At 52.2% G+C, this 26,263-nt stretch carries 21 protein-coding genes; 10 read left to right on the top strand and 11 right to left on the bottom strand.

Going from position 1 to position 26,263, the window contains the following annotated elements; translation table 11 throughout:
• Window positions 1–109: 109 nt before the first annotated feature.
• The 3 genes from J3P35_RS08695 to J3P35_RS08685 form a co-directional block, all read right to left on the bottom strand.
• The gene (locus tag J3P35_RS08695; RefSeq protein ID WP_246850042.1) at window positions 110–1,477 is read right to left on the bottom strand and encodes a M23 family metallopeptidase; all 1,368 of its coding nucleotides are present in this window, start codon (window positions 1,475–1,477) and stop codon (window positions 110–112) included.
• A gap of 104 nt (window positions 1,478–1,581) precedes the next feature.
• Window positions 1,582–1,839, bottom strand: a complete 258-nt coding sequence (locus J3P35_RS08690; RefSeq protein ID WP_210463932.1) for a hypothetical protein — start codon at window positions 1,837–1,839, stop codon at window positions 1,582–1,584.
• Between the two features lie 120 nt (window positions 1,840–1,959).
• Window positions 1,960–2,790 carry an MOSC domain-containing protein gene (locus J3P35_RS08685; protein WP_210463931.1) on the bottom strand — a complete coding sequence of 277 codons (831 nt, stop codon included), beginning with the start codon at window positions 2,788–2,790 and terminating at the stop codon, window positions 1,960–1,962.
• 203 nt (window positions 2,791–2,993) lie between these two features.
• On the opposite strand from J3P35_RS08685, the gene J3P35_RS08680 reads away from it, so the two are divergent.
• The 4 genes from J3P35_RS08680 to J3P35_RS08665 all read left to right on the top strand — a co-directional run bounded on the left by J3P35_RS08680 (window position 2,994) and on the right by J3P35_RS08665 (window position 6,813).
• Window positions 2,994–3,692, top strand: coding sequence for a class I SAM-dependent methyltransferase (locus tag J3P35_RS08680; RefSeq protein ID WP_210463930.1), 699 nt, complete (start codon window positions 2,994–2,996; stop codon window positions 3,690–3,692).
• 219 nt (window positions 3,693–3,911) lie between these two features.
• Complete coding sequence (gene xseA / locus J3P35_RS08675; protein WP_210463929.1) at window positions 3,912–5,492, top strand: exodeoxyribonuclease VII large subunit; 1,581 nt, start codon at window positions 3,912–3,914, stop codon at window positions 5,490–5,492.
• Window positions 5,493–5,615: 123 nt separating this feature from the next.
• Window positions 5,616–5,828 (top strand): exodeoxyribonuclease VII small subunit, encoded by a 213-nt coding sequence (gene xseB, locus J3P35_RS08670; RefSeq protein WP_149088834.1) that lies wholly within the window; start codon window positions 5,616–5,618, stop codon window positions 5,826–5,828.
• Window positions 5,829–5,958: 130 nt separating this feature from the next.
• Window positions 5,959–6,813, top strand: a complete 855-nt coding sequence (locus J3P35_RS08665) for a sulfurtransferase (RefSeq protein ID WP_210463928.1) — start codon at window positions 5,959–5,961, stop codon at window positions 6,811–6,813.
• 108 nt (window positions 6,814–6,921) lie between these two features.
• On the opposite strand, the gene J3P35_RS08660 is transcribed toward J3P35_RS08665, so the two are convergent.
• A complete protein-coding gene (locus J3P35_RS08660) occupies window positions 6,922–8,142 on the bottom strand; it encodes a S8 family peptidase (protein WP_210463927.1) in 1,221 nt (406 codons plus the stop codon).
• A 328-nt stretch (window positions 8,143–8,470) separates the two neighbouring features.
• On the opposite strand from J3P35_RS08660, the gene J3P35_RS08655 reads away from it, so the two are divergent.
• A complete protein-coding gene (locus J3P35_RS08655) occupies window positions 8,471–9,190 on the top strand; it encodes a peptidylprolyl isomerase (RefSeq protein WP_246850040.1) in 720 nt (239 codons plus the stop codon).
• Window positions 9,191–9,929: 739 nt separating this feature from the next.
• On the opposite strand, the gene J3P35_RS08650 is transcribed toward J3P35_RS08655, so the two are convergent.
• The 4 genes from J3P35_RS08650 to J3P35_RS08635 all read right to left on the bottom strand — a co-directional run bounded on the left by J3P35_RS08650 (window position 9,930) and on the right by J3P35_RS08635 (window position 14,652).
• A complete protein-coding gene (locus J3P35_RS08650) occupies window positions 9,930–12,023 on the bottom strand; it encodes a M13 family metallopeptidase (RefSeq protein ID WP_210463925.1) in 2,094 nt (697 codons plus the stop codon).
• Window positions 12,024–12,257: 234 nt separating this feature from the next.
• Window positions 12,258–13,184, bottom strand: coding sequence for a YihY/virulence factor BrkB family protein (locus tag J3P35_RS08645; protein ID WP_210463924.1), 927 nt, complete (start codon window positions 13,182–13,184; stop codon window positions 12,258–12,260).
• A 69-nt stretch (window positions 13,185–13,253) separates the two neighbouring features.
• Complete coding sequence (locus J3P35_RS08640; RefSeq protein ID WP_210463923.1) at window positions 13,254–14,297, bottom strand: hypothetical protein; 1,044 nt, start codon at window positions 14,295–14,297, stop codon at window positions 13,254–13,256.
• 4 nt (window positions 14,298–14,301) lie between these two features.
• The gene (locus J3P35_RS08635; RefSeq protein ID WP_210463922.1) at window positions 14,302–14,652 is read right to left on the bottom strand and encodes an MGMT family protein; all 351 of its coding nucleotides are present in this window, start codon (window positions 14,650–14,652) and stop codon (window positions 14,302–14,304) included.
• 527 nt (window positions 14,653–15,179) lie between these two features.
• Here J3P35_RS08635 and J3P35_RS08630 point away from each other — a divergent pair.
• The 4 genes from J3P35_RS08630 (at window position 15,180) to nudC (ending at window position 21,753) form a co-directional block, all read left to right on the top strand.
• Window positions 15,180–16,286, top strand: a complete 1,107-nt coding sequence (locus J3P35_RS08630; protein ID WP_210463921.1) for an efflux RND transporter periplasmic adaptor subunit — start codon at window positions 15,180–15,182, stop codon at window positions 16,284–16,286.
• 14 nt (window positions 16,287–16,300) lie between these two features.
• Window positions 16,301–19,402, top strand: a complete 3,102-nt coding sequence (locus J3P35_RS08625; protein ID WP_210463920.1) for an efflux RND transporter permease subunit — start codon at window positions 16,301–16,303, stop codon at window positions 19,400–19,402.
• A gap of 24 nt (window positions 19,403–19,426) precedes the next feature.
• A complete protein-coding gene (locus J3P35_RS08620; protein WP_210463919.1) occupies window positions 19,427–20,746 on the top strand; it encodes a TolC family protein in 1,320 nt (439 codons plus the stop codon).
• 89 nt (window positions 20,747–20,835) lie between these two features.
• Window positions 20,836–21,753 carry an NAD(+) diphosphatase gene (gene nudC, locus J3P35_RS08615; RefSeq protein WP_210463918.1) on the top strand — a complete coding sequence of 306 codons (918 nt, stop codon included), beginning with the start codon at window positions 20,836–20,838 and terminating at the stop codon, window positions 21,751–21,753.
• 293 nt (window positions 21,754–22,046) lie between these two features.
• On the opposite strand, the gene J3P35_RS08610 is transcribed toward nudC, so the two are convergent.
• Entirely contained in the window at window positions 22,047–22,565 is a 519-nt protein-coding gene (locus tag J3P35_RS08610; RefSeq protein ID WP_210463917.1) for an acyl-CoA thioesterase, read from the bottom strand.
• Window positions 22,566–22,605: 40 nt separating this feature from the next.
• Window positions 22,606–23,217: a TetR/AcrR family transcriptional regulator gene (locus tag J3P35_RS08605; RefSeq protein ID WP_210463916.1), complete on the bottom strand. Its 612-nt coding sequence runs from the start codon at window positions 23,215–23,217 to the stop codon at window positions 22,606–22,608.
• 163 nt (window positions 23,218–23,380) lie between these two features.
• Here J3P35_RS08605 and J3P35_RS08600 point away from each other — a divergent pair, with 163 nt between their 5' ends.
• A complete protein-coding gene (locus J3P35_RS08600; RefSeq protein WP_246850038.1) occupies window positions 23,381–23,587 on the top strand; it encodes a 6-pyruvoyl trahydropterin synthase family protein in 207 nt (68 codons plus the stop codon).
• Window positions 23,588–23,676: 89 nt separating this feature from the next.
• Here J3P35_RS08600 and J3P35_RS08595 read toward each other — a convergent pair whose 3' ends face one another.
• Complete coding sequence (locus J3P35_RS08595) at window positions 23,677–26,244, bottom strand: DUF4132 domain-containing protein (RefSeq protein WP_210463914.1); 2,568 nt, start codon at window positions 26,242–26,244, stop codon at window positions 23,677–23,679.
• Between the last annotated feature and the right edge of the window lie 19 nt (window positions 26,245–26,263).

Here is a 26,263-nt window from a genome sequence, read left to right as displayed (position 1 = left end):
TTTTAAGGTTGCATGGTATGGTAAATGATTATGTAGTCAGAAGTGTTGTTTGTCTCTATAAAATACGTTCACTGGAGGCCGAATGTTCAAAAGAGCCGCAATTGACAGGTTAGCGGGCCACATCGGCGGGAATCCATCCGGTGGTACCCTCGGCGTCTTTCACGAGCCAGAACGCATCCTGCTTGGCCAATACGCGCACCGTTGAATCAGCGGAAATGCTTTTCTGGGTAGCGGCATCTGCCGCGGAAGCCTCCAGCAAAGGTGCCTCGCGGCGCAGCCGGATGGCTTGGATAGGTTTATCCAGGTTCTCTACCAAAGAAGAGGCTACGTAGCCCTGGCGGCCATCTGGGAGCAGGACGCGGTACCAGGAGGCGGAACCAGCCAGCACCTGCAAAGGCGTGTACTGCGCCAGTTTTTCCAGCGGGGCTGCCCCGGAAGAAGCGGCTTCGCGCAAGGAGGTATTGGGTTTGGCCACGCGCACCCAGTTGCCCAGTTTTTTCTCATCGGCCTGGAAAGAGGCTGGTTTGGTGCGGTCCTTGAACACGTACGGATAGGGGTCTACCGCGCCCTCCCCGAACCGGTAAATCCCGAAGTGCAGGTGCGGGGCGGTGGAAATGGCGTTGCCGGTGTTACCAAGTAAGCCTAGGGTATCGCCAATGGAAACGCGTTGACCGGGCTGCACCAATTGGCTATCCAGGTGCGCGTAATACAGGCTTTGTTGCCTTTTCAGGTCAGAAAGCCAGACTACTTTCCCCCCGATGGGCGTGGTATTCACCCTGGTCACCATTCCTTCCACCGAGGCCACCACCGGCGTATTGCGGGCCGCAAAAATGTCAATTCCCTCGTGCTTTCTGGCTCCGGCATCACGGTCCTGGCCCCAGAAACTCTGCACTGCCCGGCTGTCTTTGCCCTGCACCGGAAACGCGAGTACGGGGGCGCTCTCAATGGTAACGGTGTACTGGCCGCTTCTCAAAAGTTCAGGCTGTACCCGCAACAGGTGAGGCACTTCCTCCTCAATCTCGTATTCCAAGTTCTGGGCCGTGGTATCGGCGTTGGCTACTTGTTTGGGTTGAGTTGGATTAGCGGGATCGGTTTCAAACAGGTCAATGAACACCTGGGGCACCTCGCGGCCTTGGGTCTGCACCTTCACGGCCACTTTCTGGCCTTGTTTTACCGTGAAGCGGTAACTGGCGGCCAAGGGTTTATCGGCGGGGAAATAGCCGGTCTCTTTGAACGGAAGCGTGACGGGCACTGCCTGCTGCAGGGCGCGCTCGCCAGCGGCTACCCACTGTTTACCCAGGCCGGTCTCATCCAGTTTGGCGGCTTTCAGGCCGGCGTGGTACTTCTCATAAGGCGTTTGTTTCTTGAACACCCCGCGCAGCGAGTTCTGCGGACTACAGCCCGTAAATACCAATAATCCACAAAAAGCAATAAAAAACAGGAAGTGTAAGCGAATTAGAAATATATTGAATTGCATCTTAGTCAGGTCTTTAAAAAGAATAACCCGGTACTGCCGGAGAAGGTTCTCTCTTGGGCAAGACCGGGTTATTTTACGCAGGAAGACCTGCGGCGATGCATTTTCTATTCTTCTTCTACGCGCTGGTGCGGATGTGAGTACCCGCGGGCGGCGGCTTCCTCAATTACCTCGTACTGGTCCAGCATCAGGTTAGGGTTGTCTGAGTTGGTGGCTTTCACAAACTGGCCCTCGGGGGTTTGGTATATGGCGTAGTTGTGCAGGCCAAACGGAAACAAGTTGTTGCTGCGCAGTTCCTTGGCGTAGGTAAGGTCTATTTCTTCGCCTCCGGTGGCGGTGATCAGATAGCGGCTGTGTTGCGTCATGGCGCGAAACGTATTTTTAATGTGAATGCCCAGGTTATCGTTTCAGAGGCGTTTTCATCAAAACGACCCCTAAACAGGAATTATGCCTGTGGCGCAAAGGTAGGAAGATCCCGCGAAAACCTATTCCGCACTGGCGGCTGGGCCTACCTCCATTACCGTGATCTTGTCGCCTACCTTCACCATGCCCGTAGACAAACCTATTAGGTTCATCCCGAAGATGACTTTGTTGCCTTTCTTCTGGTAGGAAGAAAGCGTTCTGAGCGGCTCTGCCCCTGCTTGGGCGGTATCCTGGTTGATGGTAGTCACGTTGCAGCGGCCGCAGGGTTTTGCCCCGTAGAACAGCACCTCGCCTATCTTAAAGGTCTTCCACTTCTCCTCCACGTAGGGCTGCCCGCCGGTGAACACAAAGTTGGGCCGGAACCGGTTAATAGGCACTTGCTCCTCCAATCGGCTGTTTAGGTCATTTAGAGACTCCTGCCCGATGATGAGAAACGGGTAGCCGTCTGAGAAACTCACTTTCTCGTTGTGCTTGGCGTAGTTGGGGTCAATGAGCCGGATTGAGTTCTCTGGCATATACACGAGGCGGCAGCTGATACCCAGCGCCTCAGAGAACCAGGCATTGGCCTCGGGGCTCACAATGAAGGCAAAGCAGATATCGTCCCATACAGTGACCAGGGTAGAGCGGGTGCTATTGGTCTCATAGGGTACCAGCAAGGGCGTAAGATCGCGGGTTTTATGGGTCACCTGCAGGCCCTCGGGGGTAAGGGCCACCTGTAGAAGCGCCATCTCGGCGTATTTGCGCTGGGTCAGGAAAATACCGCTGTCGTCAATCAGCATCCAGCGACGGTCATACTGCAGGCCCCGTTCCTCTACCTGGGCAGAGGTAAGGGAGATGCCACTTAATGATTTGATAGGGTAAATATAAATCTCGCTGAGTACTAGTGTTGACATACGGTTGTTGTGATGTGCTGAAGCCTCCCGCTTCAATGGCGCTACCAAAGATAGGAATGATTCTTACAACGCGAAGAGCCCGCCCAAGGATTTGTACTTTTGCAACAATTTAACCTCATCAAGAACTGTTTCTGCGCACAAGATTACTAACCTTTACTTACTGCCAGAGAAAATCCTTAATTTACAGGTCTAAATAGTTTTTTATGGGCCTTCTTGAAAAGATAAACAAGTACATAGCTATCAATTTCCCTACTGAAAAGAACGCTACGAAAAGGATAATTTCATTCTGGGAGAAAGGAGGTCCTGATTTTGACTATTATGCCAGTGCTGACCAGGAAGACTGGATTAAGGTCTTTTGGGCTGAGGACAGTGTTTTTTTCAAGTTGTTTCAAACCTTAGATTTAAAAAACACGCTTGAAATAGCCTGCGGCACTGGCCGGCATTCGGCGCAGGTGATGGATAAAATAGAAGAACTTTACCTTTTAGATTCTTCTAAAGCAGCCTTACAATTGGCAGAGCAGAGATTTGGCAACTATAAAAACGTAGTATACATCCATAACGAAAGTGGCCTTGGAATACCAATTGACTGCATCAAAGACAATGCGCTCACAACAGTCTTCTCTTATGATGCCATGGTACACTTTGAGAAGGAAGCAGTAGAGTCTTACATAGCTGATAGTTTCAGGGTTCTAAAGTCTGGGGCTTTTGCCTTATTCCACCACTCTAATTATGATAAGAATCCGAACGGCAAATTCACTGACAATCCGGGCTGGAGGAACTACATGACTAAGGACCTGTTTTGCTCCATTTCTGAAAAGCACGGATTTCAGGTAATCCACTCAGAGGTTTTCTCTTTCTCTACTACGGATTCTGACTGCGTTACCTTATTAAGAAAACCCTAGGCTACTCATTCTCCTAACTCAGGGAAAATCATTTCGGCTTAAGTTCACCATAATAATTAAGTAAAAATCCTTTACTTAGAGGAAGGGCTTAACTCCTTGGACCGCAGTTCTCTGGACTTTACCTACCGGAGGTAAATTGCTTAAATTTTTAGCAATTTGATTGGCGGCCCACAGAAAAACCGTAATTTTAGCCTACTGAAATCAAGAGGAGCGCACGGCATGGGGACATTTTTTCAGAATAGTAGCGAAGAGATTTCGTTTACCGTTAGTACCAATAGGCCATTCACGCTCTATGAATTCAACCGGCGCCTGCGCGAGGAGATAGAGAATGCCCTGCCGCACAGGTACTGGATCATCGCGGAGATTTCCGAGGCCCGGGTGCATCACCAAAGCGGCCACTGCTACCTTACCCTCACTGATAAAGAACCCGGCTCCAAGAGCACCCTTACGGCCCAGGCCCGCGGTACCATTTGGAAACGGCAGTATCAGGAGATTGCCCAGTACTTTGAGTCCCAGACCGGGCATCCGCTTAGGGCGGGGCTGAAGATCCTGTTCAACGCCAGCCCCCGGTTCCATGAACTCTACGGCTTCAGCCTAGACATCCACGACATTGACCCTACTTATACCGTAGGCGACCTTGCCCGCCAGCGCCAGGAAACCATCGCCCGCCTGCAAACCGAAGGATTGCTGGACCTGAACAAAAAGCAGGTTCTGCCCCAGGTGCCGCAACGGCTGGCCATTATTTCCTCCCCTACCGCCGCCGGTTACCAGGACTTTGTGGCCCAACTGGCAAACAACCCCTTCGGTTATGCCTTCAAGCTCACGCTTTTTGAGGCCAGTGTGCAGGGTATTGAGGCGGTCTCGTCCATCAAGGCGGCTTTGTCCCGGGTGTCTTTGCAGCAGCAGGCATTTGATGCGGTGGTCATCATCAGGGGTGGTGGTTCCCAGACCGATCTCTTGTGCTTTGACCATTACGAGCTTGCCTCGGCGGTAGCCCAGATGCCGCTGCCAGTGCTCACGGGCATTGGCCACGAACGCGACGAGTCCATTACCGATCTGGTGGCCCATACGCCTTTGAAAACGCCTACCGCAGTAGCGGCTTTCCTCATTGACCGGCTCAACGAGTTTGAGGTAAGCGTAGAGGAAGTGTTTCTGCAGATCAAGGATGCCGCCACTGCGTTGGCCGTGATAGCCGAGCGCCGCGTTTCCCAGTTGGCTGCCCAGGTGCAGCAAGGCACAAACCAGTACCTGCACCGCCGGCAGTTCCAGCTGGAGTGCCAGACCCGCACCCTATCTGACAAACCGCAGAAATTCCTTACAAGTGAACAGCGCCACGTCATGTGCGAGGAGCTGCGCCTTACCCATACCGTGGAGCAGTTGCTAAGGGCGAAGGAAAACCGGCAACAGCAATATCTGCTGCACCTGGAGACCAATTCCCTTAAGAAAATGGAAACCGGTCAGCGCAAGGTGACTCACGTGGAGCATTGCATTCAATTATCCGCGAAACAACGACTGCAGAACGCCCAGATGCAGTTCCAGAAAAACCAGCAACGTCTCCTGTATGGCGCCAAGGACCACCTGCAGATCAAAGGGCACCAGCTCCAGCTTATGGAAATGGATGTCAGGTCGCATGACCCCGAGATCATGCTGATGCGCGGCTACACGCTCACCTACGTCAATGGCAAGTTGCTCCGCTCCCTGGACCAGGTAACCCCCGGCGATGTACTGCAAACCAGGTTGCTGGCCGGCTCGGTGATCAGTAAAGTGACCAAAACCAAAGAACCAGACCTTTTTGACTAAACTTATATAATTCAGAATTAAGAATTAGGAATTAAGAATCAGGTTCAAGCAACTTTTCATGCCATACCTTATTCCAATTTTTCCAATTCCTAATTCTTAATTCCCCATTCTTAATTAAACGTTATGAGCAATATCACCTATAAACAAGCCACCCAGGAACTAGAGGCTATCTTAAAAGCCATTGAAAACGATGATGTGGATGTGGATGAACTGACCCAGAAAGTGCAGCGTTCCTCTGAGCTCATTAAACTGTGCAAGCAAAAACTGCGCAGCGCCGAGGATGCCATCAGCCAGGTTTTCAAAGACATTAACTGCGAAGACCCCAAGGCTGAGTAAGCGTTTGCCCCCCTTCCGTTTAGAGGCCTTTTTCCAGAAAACAGCCTCTAAACGGAAGGGTTAGCTTCTAAACTCCTTTCAGCCTGCCGGAAGATTTACTTTATTTGCTCTCCACCCTTAAACATCTGCTATGCTATCTCCCATTCTGGACCCCAAGGACCTGCTTGCCTTAGCCCAAGATAAAGACCTGGTGCTTATTGACGCGCGGCAAGGCCCCGATGCATTCTCGCAATACCAAAAAGAGCACCTAGCCGGGGCCTGGCATGTAGACCTGGAGAAAGATTTAGCAACGGTTCCAGAGGATGCAGCACAGGGAGGCAGACACCCGCTTCCGGCTATAGATCAATTTGCCGCTTACCTGGGTTCTTTGGGCATTAGCCCCACCTCAAGGGTGGTGATCTACGATGATAAAAACGGAGCAAATGCCGCTTCCCGCTTCTGGTGGATGCTTAAGGCCGTAGGCCATGAGCCGGTTCAGGTACTTGACGGAGGCCTGCAGGCGGCTCTGCAAGCTAGTTTCCCCACCAGCCATGAGGTTCCGGCGCCCGCCAGCACTTCGGCTTACCCGATCACGGCCTGGCAGCGCCCCACCGCTAATATGGAGGAAGTGGCTCAGGTTGCCGGAGACAAAAACCACCTGATCATTGATGTGCGGGATGCCTACCGATACCTGGGCGAGAGCGAACCCATTGACCCAGTGGCCGGCCATATCCCGGGAGCCGTGAACGTTCCCTTAACCGGCAACTTAGGTCCGGACGGTCGTTTCCTTTCCCCCGCGGAGCTGCAGGAGAAGTATAAAGTCGTGACCAAAGACGTAGCGCCGGAAAACATCATCGTGCATTGCGGTTCCGGGGTAACTGCCTGCCATACGTTGCTGGCCCTGGAAAGCGCCGGCATCACAGGAGCCAAACTGTACGTGGGTTCCTGGAGCGAATGGTGCCGGAATAACCGTCCTATTGCTGTAGGCGAGGGAACTACAGCTTAATACCCTTTCTTTATAGTCTCCGTTTAGGGTTCATTTTCCTAAAAAGAGCTTAAAACAGCAAGGCCGCCTCTGAAACCAGGGGCGGCCTTGCTATAGAATACTATGTTACTATAAATGGATGATTGGATCAGCTTTCCCGTCTGGATCGCCTGTGACATATCCACTGAACCCTACACTTTTCCCTCTCAGCAACGCTACCCCGGCCGCGTGTGGTGTGGCCATTGAAGTACCACTGATGGTGTTGTAACCACCGTCTTTCCAGGTTGACTGAATGCTTACCCCAGGGGCGCAGTAATCAACCGGAGGGTTGCCGTAGTTAGAGAAAGACGCCCAGGCACCTGAGCTATTCATGGCAGAAATAGTGAGAATGTTGGTTCCGTTCACGCGAGCCGGAGAATGGTTATTGGCGTTATCACTCTCGTTCCCTGCTGCCAGGCAGAAAATAACTCCTTTTGCATTGGATGCATTAAGCACAGCATTGTCCAAAGCAGTAGAAACACCGCCACCCAAACTCATGTTAGCGACATCACCCTGGCTACCTACTGAACCTACATAATCCACCCCGGCAATAACGCCAGAAGTTGATCCGCTTCCTTGTGAGTTAAGCACCTTAACTGCTACAACCGTAGCACCATACGCGACACCAATTACGCCAATTGTATTGTTCTTTGCGGCAATGGTCCCAGCTACGTGCGATCCATGCCCATTTCCGTCATCCGCATCATTGGCATCTCTGCCGGTGGTAATGAAGGTTCTGCTACGCGATACATCAACGGTCAAGTCTGGGTGGGTTAAATCAATGCCAGTATCAATAACCCAGGCAGTTTTACCCACGCCACTCGCAGAACCAACGCGGGTAATACCCCATGGCGTAGTCTGGGAAGTTGGTGCAGTACCTCCTCCACCAGGCTTACCTAAGCTGATGATCTTATCCTGCTCAATGTAATCAACCCGTGGATCACGGCGCAGTTTGTTTACTTCTGCCTCAGAAAGGGAAACACTGAATCCCTGCAGGGCTTTGCCGTAGGTATGTTCAATGGCCTCGGGGTTAAGGCCACGTTCACGCAGGATCTGCTGCCCGAAGCTTTTCACCTGGCGCTGCCGTTCTGGGTAAGAGGCACTTTCGGCCAGCCTCAGGCCGCTGTTGCCTTTGAGTACCACAATGTATTTACCGGCAATGACGGAGCCACTGTCAGAAACTCCTACAATTTCCTCTGGCTGCACAGCCTCTTCGGCCTGCTCGCAGCTCTGGAACATAAGGGTGGAGGCAATTGCGGCGGCTCCAACCAAAAACTTGAATGGGGGGCGAGAAGTGTACTTGTTAAACATAGAAGGGAGGATTGTTTGTGGTTTGGGATTAGGATTTATCACGATCTGATAAGAACTAATTTAAGCACAACAAAATCTAATTACAAGCTAAATCCTTGAATCTTTCAATTTTTTCACCCGTATAACTGCCTTTTAATATAGAATTTTACTATATTAAACCTCAAGCTTTCCACCCAAAACTCCAGACTGGAAATGGCACCCAGATACCGATACCGCCGATTTCCTTGAGTAAATGACTTCTAATTTCTAGTTTTACCCACACCAGAAAAGCAGCAGATTTTAAAAAATGACCTCATTTCGCTTGACCTACGCACGGTCCATAAAAATAATGATCTATTCGGGCCTGGTCTTTCTGGGAGCTTGCGGCCAGAAGCAGGACCAACCCACAACTGCCAAGGCACCTACTCCCCCACCCGCTCCCGCCATCCTTACGCAGGAAACCGTGGTAGATACCCTCACCGCCTACGGAAAGGCTCACCCCAATGACACGCTGGTGCTCATCAGCACGCCCAAAGGCGATATCAAGATCAGGCTCTACAAAGACACGCCTCTGCACCGGGCCAACTTTGTGCGACTGGCCAATTACGGCTTCTTTGACAAAACCGTGTTCTTCAGGGTTGAGAAAGACTTCATGATCCAGGGCGGCCGGTCAGATTTCCAGACCATGAAGATCGGAACCTACAGGATCCCGCCCGAAATCAAGCCACATTACTTCCACAAGCGCGGGGCGGTGGGTATGGCGCGCTACGGCGATGAGGAGAACCCTGAGCGGATGTCTTCCAACAAAGACTTCTACATCGTCCAGGGCCACAAACTTTCCGACTACGAGTTACAGGCTAACATCAAGGAATTCAAACTCAACCTTACCCCGGCCCAGAAACAAGCCTACCGTACCATTGGAGGGGCCCCTAACTTGGACCAGACCTTTACCGTGATTGGCGAGGTATTGGAAGGTATGGCAGTAGTGGACAGTATTGCGGCTGTGCCGGTGGACCAGACCAAATGGCCTTTGAAGGATGTGGGGATGAAAGTGAAAGTGATAAGATAGCTTTTAATTTAATTTTTTACTTTAAAACGCACCTTCAGAAAAGGTGCGTTTTTCGTTTGGTTCGGGAATAATGCGTGACGAAGGTTCTCTTTTTCTCCCTGGTTCAAGTCTGTGACTTGGACCTACCATGGCCTGCAGTTTGCAACTGCAGTGAGGCGCTAGCCTCATATCCCTGCGTTGTGCGGAGAGTTAGCGGCAGCGCTCTCCGCACTTCCCGGACAGCCAATCTCCTGATTGGCGAATTGGAAGAGGTTCCTGTTTGAAATATATCCCCGCTGTTGGTGTTCTCACCAAAAACGGCGATATACTACCCTTCAATTCACTAAATGCAGCTACCTCCCACTTCCTTCTTGCTCAGCTTCCAGCGCTTGTTCCTCCGTTTGGAGGTTTGTCACTTTTCTCCTTGATGAGAAAAGTAACCAAAAGAATCAAGAAGTCTCAAACTCGCTGACGCTCGGACAGTGAGGCTTCAATCAACGTACCACCCTGCCGCCGTCCTCTGTTGCATAGTAGACGCAGGCCACTACTGCTTGGCACGTTCCTCGTTGCGTCAGCCCGGTTCTCGGCCTCACTGTAGGCCTTCACCCCAGCCTGCCGCAAGAAGCAGATGGTTGTGGCTCTTCAATTCATCTTCTAGCCTATTAATCGGGGGAATTGTAATTTAAATAAAGCAAAAACGCACCTCAGCCATGAGGTGCGTTTTTGTTTTGTTTTGACTAAAATGGCCTATAAATTGAGATTACCAGATATTCACGCGTTCGGCGTCTGGGCGGTACATTTTGTTGCCTGGGCCGCAGTTGAAGGCTTTGTAGAACTGCGGCATGTTAGACAACGGGCCGTTGATCCGGAATTGGGCCGGAGAGTGCGGGTCGGTTTGTACTTGCTGGCGAAGGGCGGCTGGGGTAGAGTTGTTGCGCCAGATCTGGGCCCAAGCCAGGAAGAAACGCTGCTCTGGTGTGAAACCGTCAATCTTGCCTACGTTCTTGCCGGCGATGGCTTTCTGCAGGGCAGTGAAGGCGATGTTCAAGCCCCCGATATCGGCGATGTTCTCGCCCATGGTCAGTTTACCGTTTACAAACACGCTGTCCAAAGGTTGCATGGCGCTGTACTGGCGGTCTACCAGATCGGTGCGCTCTTTGAACTTGGCTTTGTCCTCAGCGGTCCACCAGTCACGCAGGTTTCCTTCCGGGTCGTACTGGCTGCCCTGGTCGTCAAAACCGTGGGTCAGTTCGTGACCGATTACTGCGCCCATTCCACCGTAGTTCACGGCATCATCAGCGTTAGGGTCAAAGAACGGAGGCTGCAGAATCCCGGCGGGGAACACAATCTCGTTCATGCTTGGGTTGTAGTAGGCGTTCACGGTTGGCGGTGTCATACCCCACTCGGTGCGGTCCACGGGTTTGCCCAGTTTGCTCACGTTGTCTCTGAAGCCCCACTCAGAAGCCTGCAGTACGTTCTGCAGGTAAGAGTTGCGGCTCACGGTAAGGCCGGTGTAGGTTTCCCATTTCTCTGGATAACCGATTTTCACTGCGAAGGCATTCAGTTTGCCCAGCGCCTGCTGCTTGGTGGTTTCGCTCATCCAGTCCAGGTTCTTCACGTGCTCCCGGAAAGCGGCCTGAAGGTTGCTAACCATCTCCAGCGCTTTGGCTTTGGCCTGCGGCGAGAAGGCTTTGTCAACGTACTCCTGGCCCAGGGCCTCACCGATGGTGGCATCGGTCATGCGCAGAACCCGCTTCCAGCGCGGCTGCATTTCTTTGGCGCCGCTTAGGAATTTGGCGTTGAAGTTGAAGCTTTCCTGCACGAAGGCCTTCGGCAGGTAAGCCGCGGAGGTACGGGCCAGGTGCCAGCGCAGGTAGGTTTTCCAGTCAGAAACCGGTACTTGGGCCAGCATGGCGTTGGCTTCTTTCAGGAAAGCAGGCTGCCCTACAATGACTTCTTTCACGCCAGTCACGTTCATGTTCTTGAACATGGTAGGCCAGTTGAAGTTGGGCGCCAGTTTCTGCAGATCGGCTACAGACATTTTGTTGTAGGTGGCATGCGGATCGCGCTGCTGCACCCGGGTCATGGAGGCGTTGGCCAGGCGGGTTTCCAACTCTACCACTTTGGCGGCGTTCTTACGGGCAGTAGCCTCATTGTCGCCCAGAAGCTGGAACATGTTGGTCACGTGCTTCAGGTACTGGGCTTTGATGCTCTGGGAACGGGCATCGGTTTTGGTGTAGTAATCGCGGTCCGGCAGCCCAAGGCCGCTCTGGTTGATGTTCACGATGTACTGCGTGCTGATTTTATCGTCCTGGCCCACGTAGAACCCGAACACCCCACCACGACCCAGCACTCTCATGCGCGCCATGATGCTCAGCAGGCTGTTGCGGTCTTTGATGGCGTTGATTCTGTCCAGTTCCGGTTTCAAAGGGGTAAGTCCCGCGCGCTCAATGGCGGCAGAGTCCATGCCGGCGGCATAGAAATCACCTACCAGTTGGGTGGAAGTGCCTTTGGTGGCGTTGGTTTGTTTTACCGCGGCATCCACCACGGCCCGAAGGGTGGCGTTGTTTTGGTCGGCCAGCTCGTTGAAGCTGCCCCAGCCGCTCTCAGAGGCAGGAATTGGGTTGTTTTTCATCCATCCGCCGTTGGCGAAACGGTTGAAGTCCTCGCACGGCGACACGCTGCGGTCCAGGTTGGCCATATTCAAGCCCACGCCCTTCACCGTCGGCTCCTCGGCCTGACTTACCGCCGCAGGAGCAGCGGTGGTTGTCTGCTGCACGGCAGGCTTGGAACAGCCTACTGCCACTACCCCGCTCAAGGCAGAGGCCAGCCAGAATAAATTACTTTTCTTCATAAATAGGTTTGACTTACAATCAGTTGGCTTAGATGCTTCTTAACTGATAAGCAATTTAAAACCCCTGAACGCTTAAAGCAAGCAAATCAAACAAACGCTTGTAAATCTTTACTTGGTGTAAAACCAAAAAAGCGAAGAAAAGCCTTGGTTATCCGTTAGGTGAGCCCGATCAAACTTCTTTTTAAAGCAAGAAACCTTTATGCATCGTTTTTAGAAAATCAGCCTTTAAACAGGCTATTCCAAAGGAGAATGGTCTGTTTCGCGCCACTCATAGAAGGTGGCGAAGGACTTGGGGTGCAGGGGCAGATGCCGGTAACGGGCGTACACCAACGTAAAACAGGCCCCATAGAAGAAGATCATGGCTGAGTAGAAAATAAACAGCAGCAGCACCACAATGGAGCCGGAGGTGGCATAGATAGAACCCAATCCACTGTTCACCAGGAACCGGGCCAGCACCATCTTGCCCAAGAGGAAAAGGAAAGCCGTCACAGCTGCCCCTACCCAAACTGCCCTGGTAGGCATGTGCGCAAAGGGCAGAAACCGGAAAATGATGGCAAACCAGGCGGTCTCCACCACCAACCCCAAGATGCGGTTGAGTACCTGAATGAGCTGTAACTGAAACTGCTCGTCTACCAGCACATAATTGTCATTGACAAAAGCCACCGAGGCGTCTATCACCAGCACCGCCAGGAACAAAATGCCGCTGGAGAGAATGATGAGCAGTGCCCTGAACCGGTTGCGCAAAGCCCCCCTAAGATGCTGGTGCCCCCGCACTTTGATGTTCCAGAGCTGGTTGATGGAGTTCTGCACCACGGTGAACAAGGTGGTAGACACAAAGGTCAGGAAAAGGAAGCTTAGCGCGGCGGCCCAGCCGTTCCCCTGCAGATCCAGGAAGTTGGTCAAGATAAGCTCAATCTGCCCGGCCACGTCCTCGCCTACCACACCGCGCAGTTTCTCAAAAAGCTCCCCGGTAATGAGGGCATCGTTGAACAGAACGCCAAGCAGCGAAATGACCAGAATAAGGGTGGGCGGCAGCGCGAACAAAGTAAAGAATGCCACTGAGGAGGCCAGCCGCAGTGGATCATTCTGCCGGAAATGCGCCAGGGCATCACTGAAAATCCGCAGCAGGGGCTGCACTTTGGACACTAGTTGGGTAGGCATAAGAGCAATCATCTCGCCCCAATACGGAAAGAACCGTTTTAGGGCTGATTTTTAGGAAAGAAAGCGAAATTATAAATGCCGAACCATCAGTTTCAACTGCAGACGCACAATATCACCCATGGAGCGGCAAAGCAGAAACTCATCCAGACCATGGTGGCGGGCCAGTTCCTCCCTCAGTTGCTTTATTTTCTCGGGGGTGGAGATGGTGTCTTGCCGCATGCAGTCAATCAGGTCCTTGAGGCGGTAGCGGGCCGCCCGGATGCGCCGGAAGAGCAGGGTGCGTTCCTCGTTCTGGTATTGCTTCATGGTCTCGGGCTGGAGCCACTGCATGCAGAGCGCCACAATGGGGTTGTTGTCTTTGAAGTACTGGGGCAGGTACATGGTCTTGCGCCCCTCGTAGGTCTGCTGGTCAAAATCGATGGGCCGCACGCGGTACTGCTCCTCCTCAAAATCGGGGGTGACGGCCACCACATAGTTATAGGAGCGCATGTCGCCCAGGAGCAGGGCAAAGCAGCGCTCGTTGAACTTCACGAACTCCTTTGCCAGGCGCACCTTGTTCAGGTTGGGGCGGCTGAGATAATGTTTGATGAACTCATCGCCGGGGATGCCCGCAATGTGCTCTTCTATGAGCGATCCGCCGTGCACCAGGTAATTGATGCGGTTAGGCGACAGCACGTGCTCCAGCTCCAGACCGTAGATGCGCGAGGCATCGGCTTTCTTGAAGTAGAAATAGTCATAGTTGTCATTGAGCAGGTTCACGATCCGGATGCGGAAGGGATTAGAATTTCCGAAGGTGCAGTAATCCACCCGCTGCACGGAAAGCTGCTCCATGAGGCTCTCGTTCCCGCCACTTTTCAGCTGCACGTAAATGCGCGTGAGCCCTTCGTAGATTTCGTGCATCTGGCCCTGGTCATACACCACCGTCTGCCAAAGCGTATCGTGGCCGTAGCGGTCATAAAACGGGTAGGCATCTGTGAAGTGGAGCAGGTCCTGGTAGGTGATGGGCAGCGGGGCCGCCCGATCATACTCGCGCAGGTACCGGGCCAGCTGCTCCGTGACCGGGTAGTACTGCTTCTTTTTGGAGATATGGTTGGGGTCTGCAGTTTGGCCCATGGTATTACAGCAACTCTTTGGCCGGGTCCCAGAAAAGCTTGTCAAAATCCTGCACCTGGTCATCTTTGATCTTGATTCCCTCGCTTTCCAGGTGCGCCTGCATGGCGTCAAAAGACTCAAAATGCTGTTTGCCCGTGAGCATGCCGTTGCGGTTGACCACGCGGTACGCCGGGATGCCGTGCTGCGAATGCGAGGCGATGAGCGCCCAGCCCACCATGCGGGCCGAGCCCTTCGCGCCCAGGTAAGACGCGATGGCCCCGTAAGAAGTCACCCGCCCCGGCGGAATCAGTTTCACCACTTCGTAGACATCCTGGAAAAAGTTAGTCCTCTTCTCTGAGGCATCTGTTTTAGGCATAAAGCATTCATTTAAGGGATGGTTTGAAAGAAACGGGCCTAAAACGCAATTGCCTATTTTTTTCTGCCACTCTTTTAAACCTTCCCCTTGTTTTTAGGTCTAATTTCTAAAAATAGCCAAAAAACGCGATAAATTTACCTGCCGCCCGGTAGGCCAAGAGACTTTGCCTCTGGCCCGGCGGCTAATTGCCATTTATACCATCCCCCAAACCTGAACCCGGAATGACCCATACACCCCTCTGCCCATTGAAAGTCCAGCCTGCTGGCAATTTACCGCCCGGTAAACCTCAATCCTCTGCAACCGCAGCCCTCGCGCCCAACTAATAACCATTTCCGGCAGAACCGAAGAAGAATAGAAGCGCCATGGTCAGGTTGCCCGGTCACTTCTTTCAGGCCAGCGGAACCTACCGGCTATAGCTTAAGGTTATCAATATCTTACCTGTGGCTAAAACTGGTTCCTGACGTAAAACAAAACCATAGTATCCACCTGTTTAATTACAAACGAGAGAGTCTAGTACCACCAATTCTATGAAAATAAAACACATTGTCTATGCACTGCTTATCCTTGGTTTCGGGGCTTTAGTGTATTACCGCATATCAAGCAACAAAGCCGAGGCTGGTGCCGGTGGCCCGGGTGGCGGAGGCGGCAGAGGTCCGGGCGGACCAGGTGGCCCCGGAGGCAAAGGCGCCCCGGCCATGCGCGTAAGTGGCGTAGTAGCCACCCCGCAGGAGTTTGCCAACTCGCTTTCCGTGACCGGTTCCATTGAAGCCAACGAGCAGGTAGAAGTAAGAGGCCAAGTTTCCGGGCTGGTTCGCGGCATCTTTTTCCAGGAAGGCAGCAACGTAAGCAAAGGCCAGGTCCTGGTGAAGATAGACGACTCTGAATTGCGCGCCCAATTGGCCCAGGCCCAGACCCGCCAAACGCTGGCCGCCGAGAACGAAAGACGCGCCCGCCTTTTGCTGGAGAAAGAAGCCATCAGCCGGGAGGAATATGACGTGGCCCGCGCCGAACTGAAGACCGCCCAGGCCCAGATCCAACTGGTACGCGCACAGCTAGCCAAAACCTCCATCACAGCGCCGTTTTCTGGCAAAGTGGGTTTAAGAGCCGTTTCAGTGGGTAGCTTCCTGTCTCCTGAGACGGTGGTAACCAACCTGGTGAACATCAACCCCATCAAGATCACCTTTGCGGTACCGGAGAAATACGCTGGTCAGGTAAAGCAAAACACAGAGCTGACCTTCACGGTGGCTGGTTCACCGGAGAAATACACGGCAAAGGTGTACGCCATTGAGCCCAGCATTGAAGCCGCCACCCGTACCCTGCAACTGCGGGCCCGGGCCAACAACCCCAACGGTGCCTTGTTACCAGGCTCTTTCGCAAACATTCAGCTGCCGCTCACGGTTATACCAGACGCCCTCCTGATTCCAACGCAAGCCGTGGTTCCGGTGCAGAACGGTAAAAAAGTGTTCATCTCCCAGAACGGTAAAGCCAAGGAAGTGATGATTGAGACCAGCACCCGCACCGAGAAAGACCTGCTGGTGACATCTGGCCTGAGCGCCGGTGACACCGTGTTAACCACCGGAGTAATGTCTTTGAAATCAGGAAGCCCGGTGAAAGTGGCCCTGACCGAGAAATAAAAAACGCTTAAGAAATGAGTTTATCCACCACAAGTATAAAACGGCCCGTCTTTACGATCGTGTTGAACCTGCTCCTCATGTTGTTTGGGGTGATTGGGTACACGTTCCTGGGGATTCGGGAATACCCGTCCATTGACCCGGCCATTGTGTCGGTGAGCACGAGCTATTCCGGCGCCAACTCAGACATCATTGAGTCGCAGATCACCGAGCCCCTGGAGAAAGCCATCAACTCCATTGACGGCATCCGGAACATCTCCTCGTCCAGTAACCAAGGGAGAAGCAACATCAATATTGAGTTCAACCTGGAGAAAAACCTGGAAGAAGCCGCCAATGACGTGCGCGACAAGGTATCGCAGGCGGTGAGAAGCCTTCCTGAGGACATTGACGCGCCACCCGTGGTTTCCAAAGCCGACGCTGACTCTGAGCCCATCATCACCATGACGGTGCGCAGTGAGAAGCGCGATGCGCTACAGCTTTCCGACTTCGCCGAGAACGTGATCTCGCAGCGTCTGCAAACCATTCCGGGCGTGAGTAGCATCCAGATCTGGGGACAGAAGCGCTACGCCATGCGTCTGTGGCTAGATCCCATGAAACTGGCCTCCTACGGCTTAACCGTGGCCGATGTGCGCACCGCGCTCAACCGCCAGAACGTGGAATTGCCTACGGGTAAAGTGAGTGGCCAGAACACCGAACTGACGGTAAGAACCCTGGGTAACCTGTCTAACGAGCAGCAGTTCAATGACCTGATCATCTCCTCTGAAGGCGAGACCATCACCCGTTTCAGCGACATTGGGCACGCAGAATTGGGTCCTGAGAACCTGGAAACCAAAATGACGGAATCGGGTGTGCCTATGGTGGGGATGGCCATTATCCCGCAGCCGGGTACCAACTACCTGGAGATTGCCGGCAATTTCTACGACCAGTTTGACAAGCTCAAAAAAGAGCTACCAGATGACCTGAAGCTGGACATCGCGATGGACAACACCCTGTTCATCAAGAAATCCGTGACCGAGGTGGCCGAGACCATCCTCATCTCCCTGGTGCTGGTAATCCTGATCATCTACCTGTTCTTCCGGGACTGGGGCATCGCCTTCCGTCCGTTGATAGACATTCCGGTGTCTTTGATTGCCACGTTCTTCATCATGTACCTGGCTGGTTTCTCCATCAACGTGTTGACCCTGCTGGCCATAGTGCTGGCGACGGGTCTGGTGGTGGATGACGGTATTGTGGTGACCGAGAACATCTACAAAAAAGTAGAGGAAGGCATGTCGCCCATTGAGGCAGCCATTAAGGGCTCTAATGAGATTTTCCTGGCAGTTATTTCCATCTCCATCACGCTGGCGGCGGTGTTCCTGCCGGTTATCTTCCTGGAAGGTTTCGTGGGCAGGTTGTTCCGCGAGTTCGGGGTGGTGATTGGCGCGGCCGTGTTGATCTCGGCGTTCGTGTCCCTGACCTTGACGCCTATGCTGAACGCGTACCTCATGAAAGGCGGTGTGCACAAACGCTCCAAGTTCTACGAGTGGACCGAGCCGTTCTTCCAGAAAATGAATTCTGGTTACGCCGAGGCGCTGACGAACTTCATGAAGCGGAAGTGGCTGAGCTTCCCTATCATTCTGGTGTGTCTGGGCCTGATTGCCTTGTTCTATAACATCCTGCAGAAAGAAACCGCTCCTTATGATGACCGCAGCATGCTCCGCATCTCGGCCACCGCTCCTGAGGGTGCCTCTTATGAATACATGGACCGTTTCATGCAGGAACTGACCGCCGTAGTAGAAGATTCTGTGCCCGAAAAACAAGTGAACCTGGTGATTACTTCGCCTGGTTTCGGGGGCTCTGGATCAGTGAACAGCGGGATGATGCGTCTGGCTTTGAAACCACAGGAAGAACGCGAGCGCTCCCAGAAAGAGATCGCTGATCAGCTTTCCAAAGTGGTGCGCCGCTTCCCTGAGGCCCGGACCAACGTGATTCAGCAGCCTACCATCTCGGTGAACCGCCGGGGCGGGCAGCCTATCCAGTATATCATTCAGGCGCCTAACTTCCAGAAACTGCAGGAGAAGATCCCGCAATTCATGGAAGCCGTGAACAACGATCCCACGTTTGTGATGGCCGATGTAAACCTGAAATTCAACAAACCGGAGATCAACATCTCTATTGACCGCGAGAAAGCCCAGAGCTTAGGCGTATCGGTGATTGACGTGGCGCAGACGCTGCAATTGTCTTTGAGTGGCCAGCGTTTCGGGTATTTTTTGATGAACGGACGCCAATACCAGGTCATGGGTCAGTTTGACCGCCCAGACCGTAACGATCCTATGGACTTGACCTCCCTTTTCGTGCGCAGCTCCACCGGCCAGTTGATTCAGTTGGACAACCTGGTGACCATGGAAGAACGCAGCAGTCCGCCGCAGCTGTACCACAACAACCGCTACATGTCTGCGACGGTTTCTGCCGGTCTGGCGCCGGGCAAAAGTATTGGTGACGGAATTGAGGCCATGGACCGCATCAAAGCCCAGGTGCTGGATGAGACCTTCTCTACCGACTTAGGTGGGGAGTCCCGTGACTTCGTGGAAAGTGGTTCCAACACCATGTTCGCCTTCGGGTTGGCCTTGTTGCTGATTTACCTCATCCTGGCTGCTCAGTTTGAGAGCTTCATTGACCCGTTCATTATCATCTTGACGGTACCAATGGCGGTAGCCGGGGCCATGCTCTCCCTGTGGCTATTCGGGCAAACCTGGAACATCTTCAGCCAGATCGGGACCATCATGCTCATCGGGCTGGTGACGAAGAACGGTATCCTTATTGTGGAGTTTGCGAACCAGCTGCGTGAGGAAGGCAAGTCTAAGATGGACGCCATCATTGAAGCCTCTGAGGCCCGTCTGCGCCCCATCCTGATGACTAGTTTGGCCATTGCCCTGGGCGCCTTGCCCATTGCCCTTGCTTTGGGTGCCGCGGCGCAGAGCCGGATTGGTATGGGGGTGGTGATTGTGGGCGGTACCATCTTCTCGCTGGTTTTGACCCTGTTCATCATTCCGGCCATCTACTCCATGTGGTCTAAAGAACGCAAACACCATCCGGAGTTTGACCACATTGAAGAGTACGAGAAAGCCGTGGCTCACTAATTATTTGATCGAAGAAAATCCTTTATGCTACAATATAGATTTGGTTTCCTGAGCCTTTTGCTGCTCACCTTGCTCTTTGGGGCGGGTGAGGCCAAGGCCCAGGAACTCCTGACCCTGGAAGATGCCGTAAGAATTGCGCTAGAACGCAACTATGACATCAAGTTATCTGCCAATGACCGGCGTATTGCCGAGAACAACGTGACCCGCGGCAACGCCGGCATGCTGCCCAACGTTTCCGCCAACCTCACCAACAACCGCACCATTCAGAACAGTACCCAAACCCGGGCAGATGGCCAGGTAAATGAGGTAAGCTGGGGCCAGGGCTCTACCCTTAACGGCGGCGTGGGCTTGAACTGGACGGTTTTCAACGGCTTTGCCATGTTTGCCCGCTATGAGCAATTGCAGGAACTGCAGAAACTGGGCGAGACCAACCTGCAGCTGACCATTCTTTCGCGGGTGGCCGATGTCATGAGCACGTTCTATGAACTGGTGCAACAGCAGCATCAATTAAGGGCCTATGATACCGCCATTTCTATCTCACGCCTGCGGGTGAACACCGCCCAGAACCGGTTTGAGATTGGGAAAGCGGCCCGCTTGGAAGTGCTCAACGCCCAGGTAGACTTCAACACCGATACCACTAACCTTTTGCGCCAGCAGGAGCTGTACCGCAACACCCAGATCAGGATGAATGAGTTGCTGGTGCGCGATGTGAACATCACCTTCAGCGTGCCAGATGATATCATGATTGATGACCAGCTGACCCTGGCCGGGCTGTCGGCGCAGGCCGCACAGCAGAACCCCTCTTTAAAGGCCGCAGTGCTCAACCGCCGCATTGTGGAACTGGATGCGAAGCAGGTAAGGGCTAACCGCTACCCGGTCATCGGGCTGAACACGGGCTACAACTTCAACCGCAACCGCTCGGCGCTGGGTTTCTCCACGCTTTCCACAGGAAACGGCCTGACGTACGGCGTAACGGCCTCGGTGCCTATTTTCAGCGGGTTTAACCAACGGCGAAATGAGCAGAACGCCAACATCCTGATCAACAGCGCCCAGTTGGAGTACGAGCAGATCAACCAGAACATCAACGCTCAGCTGGCCTCCGCGTTCCAAACGTACCTGACCAACCTGAGCCTGGTGCGCCTGGAAGAGAACAACCGCCGCATTGCGCGGCAGAACCTGGACATCACTCTGGAGAAATTCAGACTGGGAAGCATCACCACCGTGGAGGTGCGCGAGGCCCAGTTAAACTACGTGAACGCCACCGTGAGATTCAGCAACGCACAGTACCAGGCCAAAATTGGCGAGGTAGCCTTGAAGGAAATTGCCGGCACGCTCAACCTGTAGACCTTTCTTTTAGTACAGAAGCGTTTCGGGGCTGTTTTAGGTGAAACAGCTCCGAAACGCTTTCTTTTTTCAGGCATCAGACCATGGCCATGCGAAACAACCTTACCCTATCGGCGCGCAATTTCTTTGGGGAGGAAAACCTGGACCGGGTGCACCTGCTCAGAAAAGATGCCTCCTGGCTGGAAGCTCGCCTTACAGATCCCGGCTCAGTATTTCTCCCGTTCCAGAACCTACAGCCGCTGCTCACGGAAGAACGCCAACTGGTGCCACTTTCTGCCCATGATCTTCAGGTCCAGGATTTGCCCATTGCGCCGGTACTGCTGGGGGTAAGAGAAGAGCGCGCCTACTTTGCGGTGGATTTACCAAAAACGAACGGTTTACTCCTGGCCTCCGCAACCTTCCAGGACCTGCGCGAGGCTACCCTGCAAATCCCCCGCCCCGACAGTTCATTGCTGGCCTATGCCAAGGCCATGTTGTACTGGAACCGGCAGCATCAATTTTGCGGCGTTTGCGGCGACCCTACCCTTTCCGAAGAAGCCGGCCACATGCGCCAGTGCACCAACCCAGAATGCCATACCCATCATTTTCCCCGCACTGATACAGCCGTGATTACCATGGTCACCTGCCAGGACAAAGGCCTGCTGGCGCGGCAAGCTTCCTGGCCCCAAGGCATGTACGCCTCCATCGCGGGTTTCCTGGAGCCCGGTGAGACCCTGGAGCATGCCGTGGCCCGCGAGGTGCAGGAAGAGATAGGCTTAAAGGCGAATGTGGTCCAGTACCATTCTTCGCAGCCCTGGCCTTTCCCGGCCTCCATCATGGTGGGCTTCACCGCCGAGGTAGAAAGTACCAACCTACACCTTGACCCACAGGAAATTGAGGACGCCCGCTGGTTCACCCGCCAGGAGTTGAAAGAACTCGTAACTTCCGGCGAGATCAAACTCCCGCCGGCCCTTTCCATTTCTTACCAACTGATCCAGGATTGGCTTACTGAAAAGGACAATGTCTAAATCCATTTAAAGCCTGTTTCTGGAAAAACAGACCTTAAATGCATTTATAATTTGGTGGCTTATTTTGCTTTACTGCCGCTGTTGGTGATGCTACCGTATGCTGCCGTTGTTGGTGTTATCACCAACAACGGCGAAATATCCCCTTCAGCCTTTCTCTTTGTTGTCATCCTGAAAGGATCGTGGGAGCGAACGGTAGTGGCCTTACCCCAGGAGTAATTCAAAAAGAAAGGAGAAATCCATTTAAGGCCTGTTTTTCAAAAATAGTGCCTCAAACAGAGTTCTCTTTTTCATGCTTATTTGGCACCCACCACCTTCATTTGCTCGCGAAGTTGCTTCACGCGGTCTTCAAACAAGGCGGGCGTTTCTTCCTGCACTACTACCTCCTCAAACAGCTCCATCAGTTCTGGTTCATGCGTAGCCCGGGAGGTTTTGCGCACGTCTATGTACACGAATTTGGTCCAGAGCACCGCTTTCAGCTTCTCCTTTTTCTCGTCCAGCATCAAATGCTCCACCAGCATGCTGCTATCAGTGACGTGCCGGATGCTGGTCTGGATGGTTACCAATTCCCGAACTACGGCCGGATTCAAATACACAATCTGGTTCTGCCCCACTACCCAGGCCCGCCCGGTCGTCCGGAAGAAAGCGTGGATGTCCAGCCCATAGGCAGCCTCTACCTGGTCTTCGCGCTCGTTCTGGAAGTAGTTCAGGAAGGCGCTGTTGTTAAGATGCCCGAAGGGGTCGCAGTGGTCAAAACGGATGCGGGTCTGGCTTTCCAGCACCTGTGGTTTGGGAGAATCGGTTTTTGGAATCATAGTTTTAAGGGGGTTCAGAAGATAAGTACTTTAGATAAATCTAGAAGGAGCCCAGCTCCAGTTGCAACCAGCGTTCCAGTTGGTCCAACACGGTTTGCAGGGGCTTTTCGTCACCGTAGGCTTTGGCCAGCAGAATGCCGCCCTCCACGGTGGAGATGAAAAAAGTGGCGATAGCATGCGTATCAGCGGAAGCATTGAAAGCGCCTTGCTCTTTGCCCAGGTCTATCAGGTTTCTAACGCCTTTATGGAGCCGGTTGAGAACGTGAACCACACGTTCGTGCAGGGCAGGATGGTTGTCATCGGCTTCCACAGCGGTATTCAGCAAAGGACACCCACCGGCGATGATGGGGTTGGTGAGGTAATGGCGGTAGAAATACAGCAGGGCCCGCAGGCGGTCATCGGCTTGCTCATAAGACGCCATGGCATTGCCTACCCGCTCAATCAAGGTCTGGGCCGCAAACTCAAAAGCGGCCACGGCCAGCTCGTCCTTGCTCCCGAAGTGCCCATATAGGCAGCCTTTGGTCACGCCGGTGGCCTCCATCAAATCCTGGTACGAGGTCCCTGCAAATCCTTTCTGGTTGAAAAGCACCGCCGATTTCTCAATGATAAGCTGGCGGGTCCGTTCGGATTTGGAGGTCTGGGCTGATTTCATGGCACCAAATAAACCAATTGGTTTATTTTATCCTAGTAATTGGAAAAGAATCTCATAAGTTCTGTAATCCAAATCCAATAAAGTAGGAAAGTTTGTGTTGCTCAGGCGCCACTTCACCTTACCTAAACTCCAGTTTAATAAGCCATTTTCATGGGATCGCGCTTTGTTCCTGAGGGCAGACAGTGCTGGGGCGCTTGTCTCTGTTTTGGGGAAAGATGGCTATAAACTCCTGCTCACCACCTGTGAGAACCTGCTGCTGTACATCAAAGGCCAACTGCAACCGCATCTGCCGGAGGATACCCAATTACACAGCCTCCGGCTCTGGGAAACCGAGAACGCTTTTGCGGAGTGGTACGCGGTGGATATTTGACTAATCAGGAAATGAACGGGGTGATGTTAGGGGCTATTTTCTGTAAAACAGCCTCTATACATCACCCCGCTTTATAAATACTGCCCTTATTAGACCCGCTTAATCTGTGAAGTGATAGTAGAGTCTGTAATTTTATCGTCCTCAGCCAAAAGCATGGCTTTGCTTAGAATAACTGAAAAACCGGTGTCTCCTTCAAAAGGCAGGAAAACATTCTGCGTGACATCTTTTTTGCTGCGGTCTGGCACAATACATAGGTATTGGTCATTGGGCTCCATGAGAATATTGGTGCTTCCCAAATGAATCTTATAGGTGCGCAGTTTGCCACGGACAACCAGGAATTTGTCTCTGATCTCTGCTACTTTGGCCAACTTCAGGCGCGGAAGCAATTGTGTCAGAATCTCTTTCCGGGTTTTAGCTACCTCAGAAAGTTCTCCGAAGGAATACGCTTGCCAGTAGTCACGGTAGGCAGCTACTCCCCCACTGTCTTGCCAGTTGGGGTCATTGCCTACGGTTGCCACGCCAACAAACAAATCCACGTCCCTCATGACCTCAGACAAAATAACTTTGGGGATGTTGATCAACTCCACCACATTGTTTGTCTGGGTATCCACAAACCGAAGTTGGTCAGTAGCAATGTAATTCCAGATACCGGTGTCATTCATTTCACCTTGGGCATCCACCTCATTCACCCAATACTCGGCTCTAAGGTGGTAATCAGGGATCAGGCATGAAGCTGCCTCATTGTAGCGGCCATCATCATAGGCGCCCAGCAAAGCATACTTCCAACCTCTTAGTTTGGCCAATGAGTTGAATTGGTGCTGTTTTAAGAGATGCGCGGCCATGCGATTGCTGTAGACTCTGGTATTAATTTCCGCATCGGTAAGCAGGTACACTTCACGATAGGCTTGCTTAAACGGTTGCAGAATCTGGTGCTCCACCAGGAACGAGCGCCAGGCCTCGATTTCAGAAATCGAAGCAGAAGCAGGATGCCAAAGTTTCACAGTGATTACAGAGTCTGGTTCAACTTCGCTTAGATCAGGCTGCACCCATTTTCCATTGAAGTAGATGACGTTTTTGGATACTCCATCTTTCTCAAAGGACCAGATCAGGCGCTTGGTTAAGAAAGAAAGCAGACCATGGTTGGCATAGTACTTTTGGAAGTAAGCCCAGGTTAAAACCCTGTCGGCTTTGAACATGCGGTCTATGCGGTCCCGCTGCGCACTAAGGGTAACTTCTACCTGCTTGGCGGTTTCCTTGATCTGTTTTAGGGCAGCCGCCTGCTTTTCCTTCACCGCAGTGGGTACTGATTTCTGAGGATTCCCATCTGGTTTGAACCACCTCAACTCAGTTTTGCCCACTGCAACTATATCAAGAATGGCTTTAAAGCCTTCCAGTTCATAAACCCTCTGCCCGTCTACCAGTTCATATTGGTCTACCGCCAAGTCTTCAATCTCATGCACTGAAATGCCTTGTTCTTTGGCTGCCTCCTGCAGATATCTCTCAATCATAGCTTGGGTACTTGCTTGCCTGATTCTCAGTTTTAAGCGGGATAAATGGCTGATTCCTTCCAGCCCTTCAGACTGATAGAGGGCGTATAAACAGGCGTTTCCAACAGCGGCAGCGGCCGGACCCTTACCCGGAATCTTCCGGTATGCCCTTTCTGCCAACGCAGCAATTGTGGCCAAAGCAGTACGATCATTTAGGGAAACACACATCCAAAGCAAGCCTTTGATAGCGTCTATGTTTGGCGTTGAAAGTAAATCGTAACTTGTATAACTATACGTCTGAGTACCGTACGTATGCGTTTGGACCAATTCACTTTCTTTGAGTTGGATGATAAATTTAAACCAATCCAACACCACCTCTTTGAAAGCATCAGTTCCTAGTGTGCTTATCAAGGTTTGGCTTTCTTTCTGGTATTTTTGCGTAGGTCTTCCACCAGATGCTCTTTGGACTTGAGCTAGTATTTTATACCAAACAGGTAGTTCCTTCTCTGATCTTAACTTGATGATAGGATTGGCATATTCAGAGAATTTATCCTTTCCTAAAAAATAGACCGGTTTTATTTCTTCTTTTCCTTCGCCTAGATGCAGTAACTCTTCAATTTTGCTAATGGACTTTGTCTTCTCCTTTTCACGGGAATTATAGTCAACTTTATTTAACTCATCCTTAATAGCCAATAAGGCTTCTTTTACCGATTCAGATATAACTCTTCCTTTGGTATTCTTTTCAACTTGAATTAAGAAATAGCTTAATGGCCAGTCTAAAATTGAAGGCCAAATAAACTTTTGATAGTTGAGAAAATGGGTTGCCAAAGAAACAATATGATCATCTGCCAGAGTGAGCCTAGATCTTAATAAATCCTGTAGAAACAGATTATGGAGCGCATACTTCTGATACCCCACATCATCAGAACTATACGAAGTATTTTTACTTTGCCAGTAATATATCTTATAGATACAATTCAGCAGGAAGTCTACTTTGCTATCTGCAGGCAATGTGACTAATTGCTCCTTATAAACATTTAACTCACCCGGCTTAACATTCCAGAAATGCTGAAACTTTTGAACAGCCTCTAACCGGGCTGCTTCTACAATACCATCAAAAGAATCTTCAGGTAAACTTACGCTTTCCTGCTTACCAAGAGCTTTTTTCATGAAATCAACAAACCCCATT

The organism is Rufibacter roseolus (genome assembly GCF_017916365.1).
Lineage (GTDB): Bacteria > Bacteroidota > Bacteroidia > Cytophagales > Hymenobacteraceae > Nibribacter > Nibribacter roseolus.
This window is presented reverse-complemented; position numbering and strand designations above follow the sequence as displayed.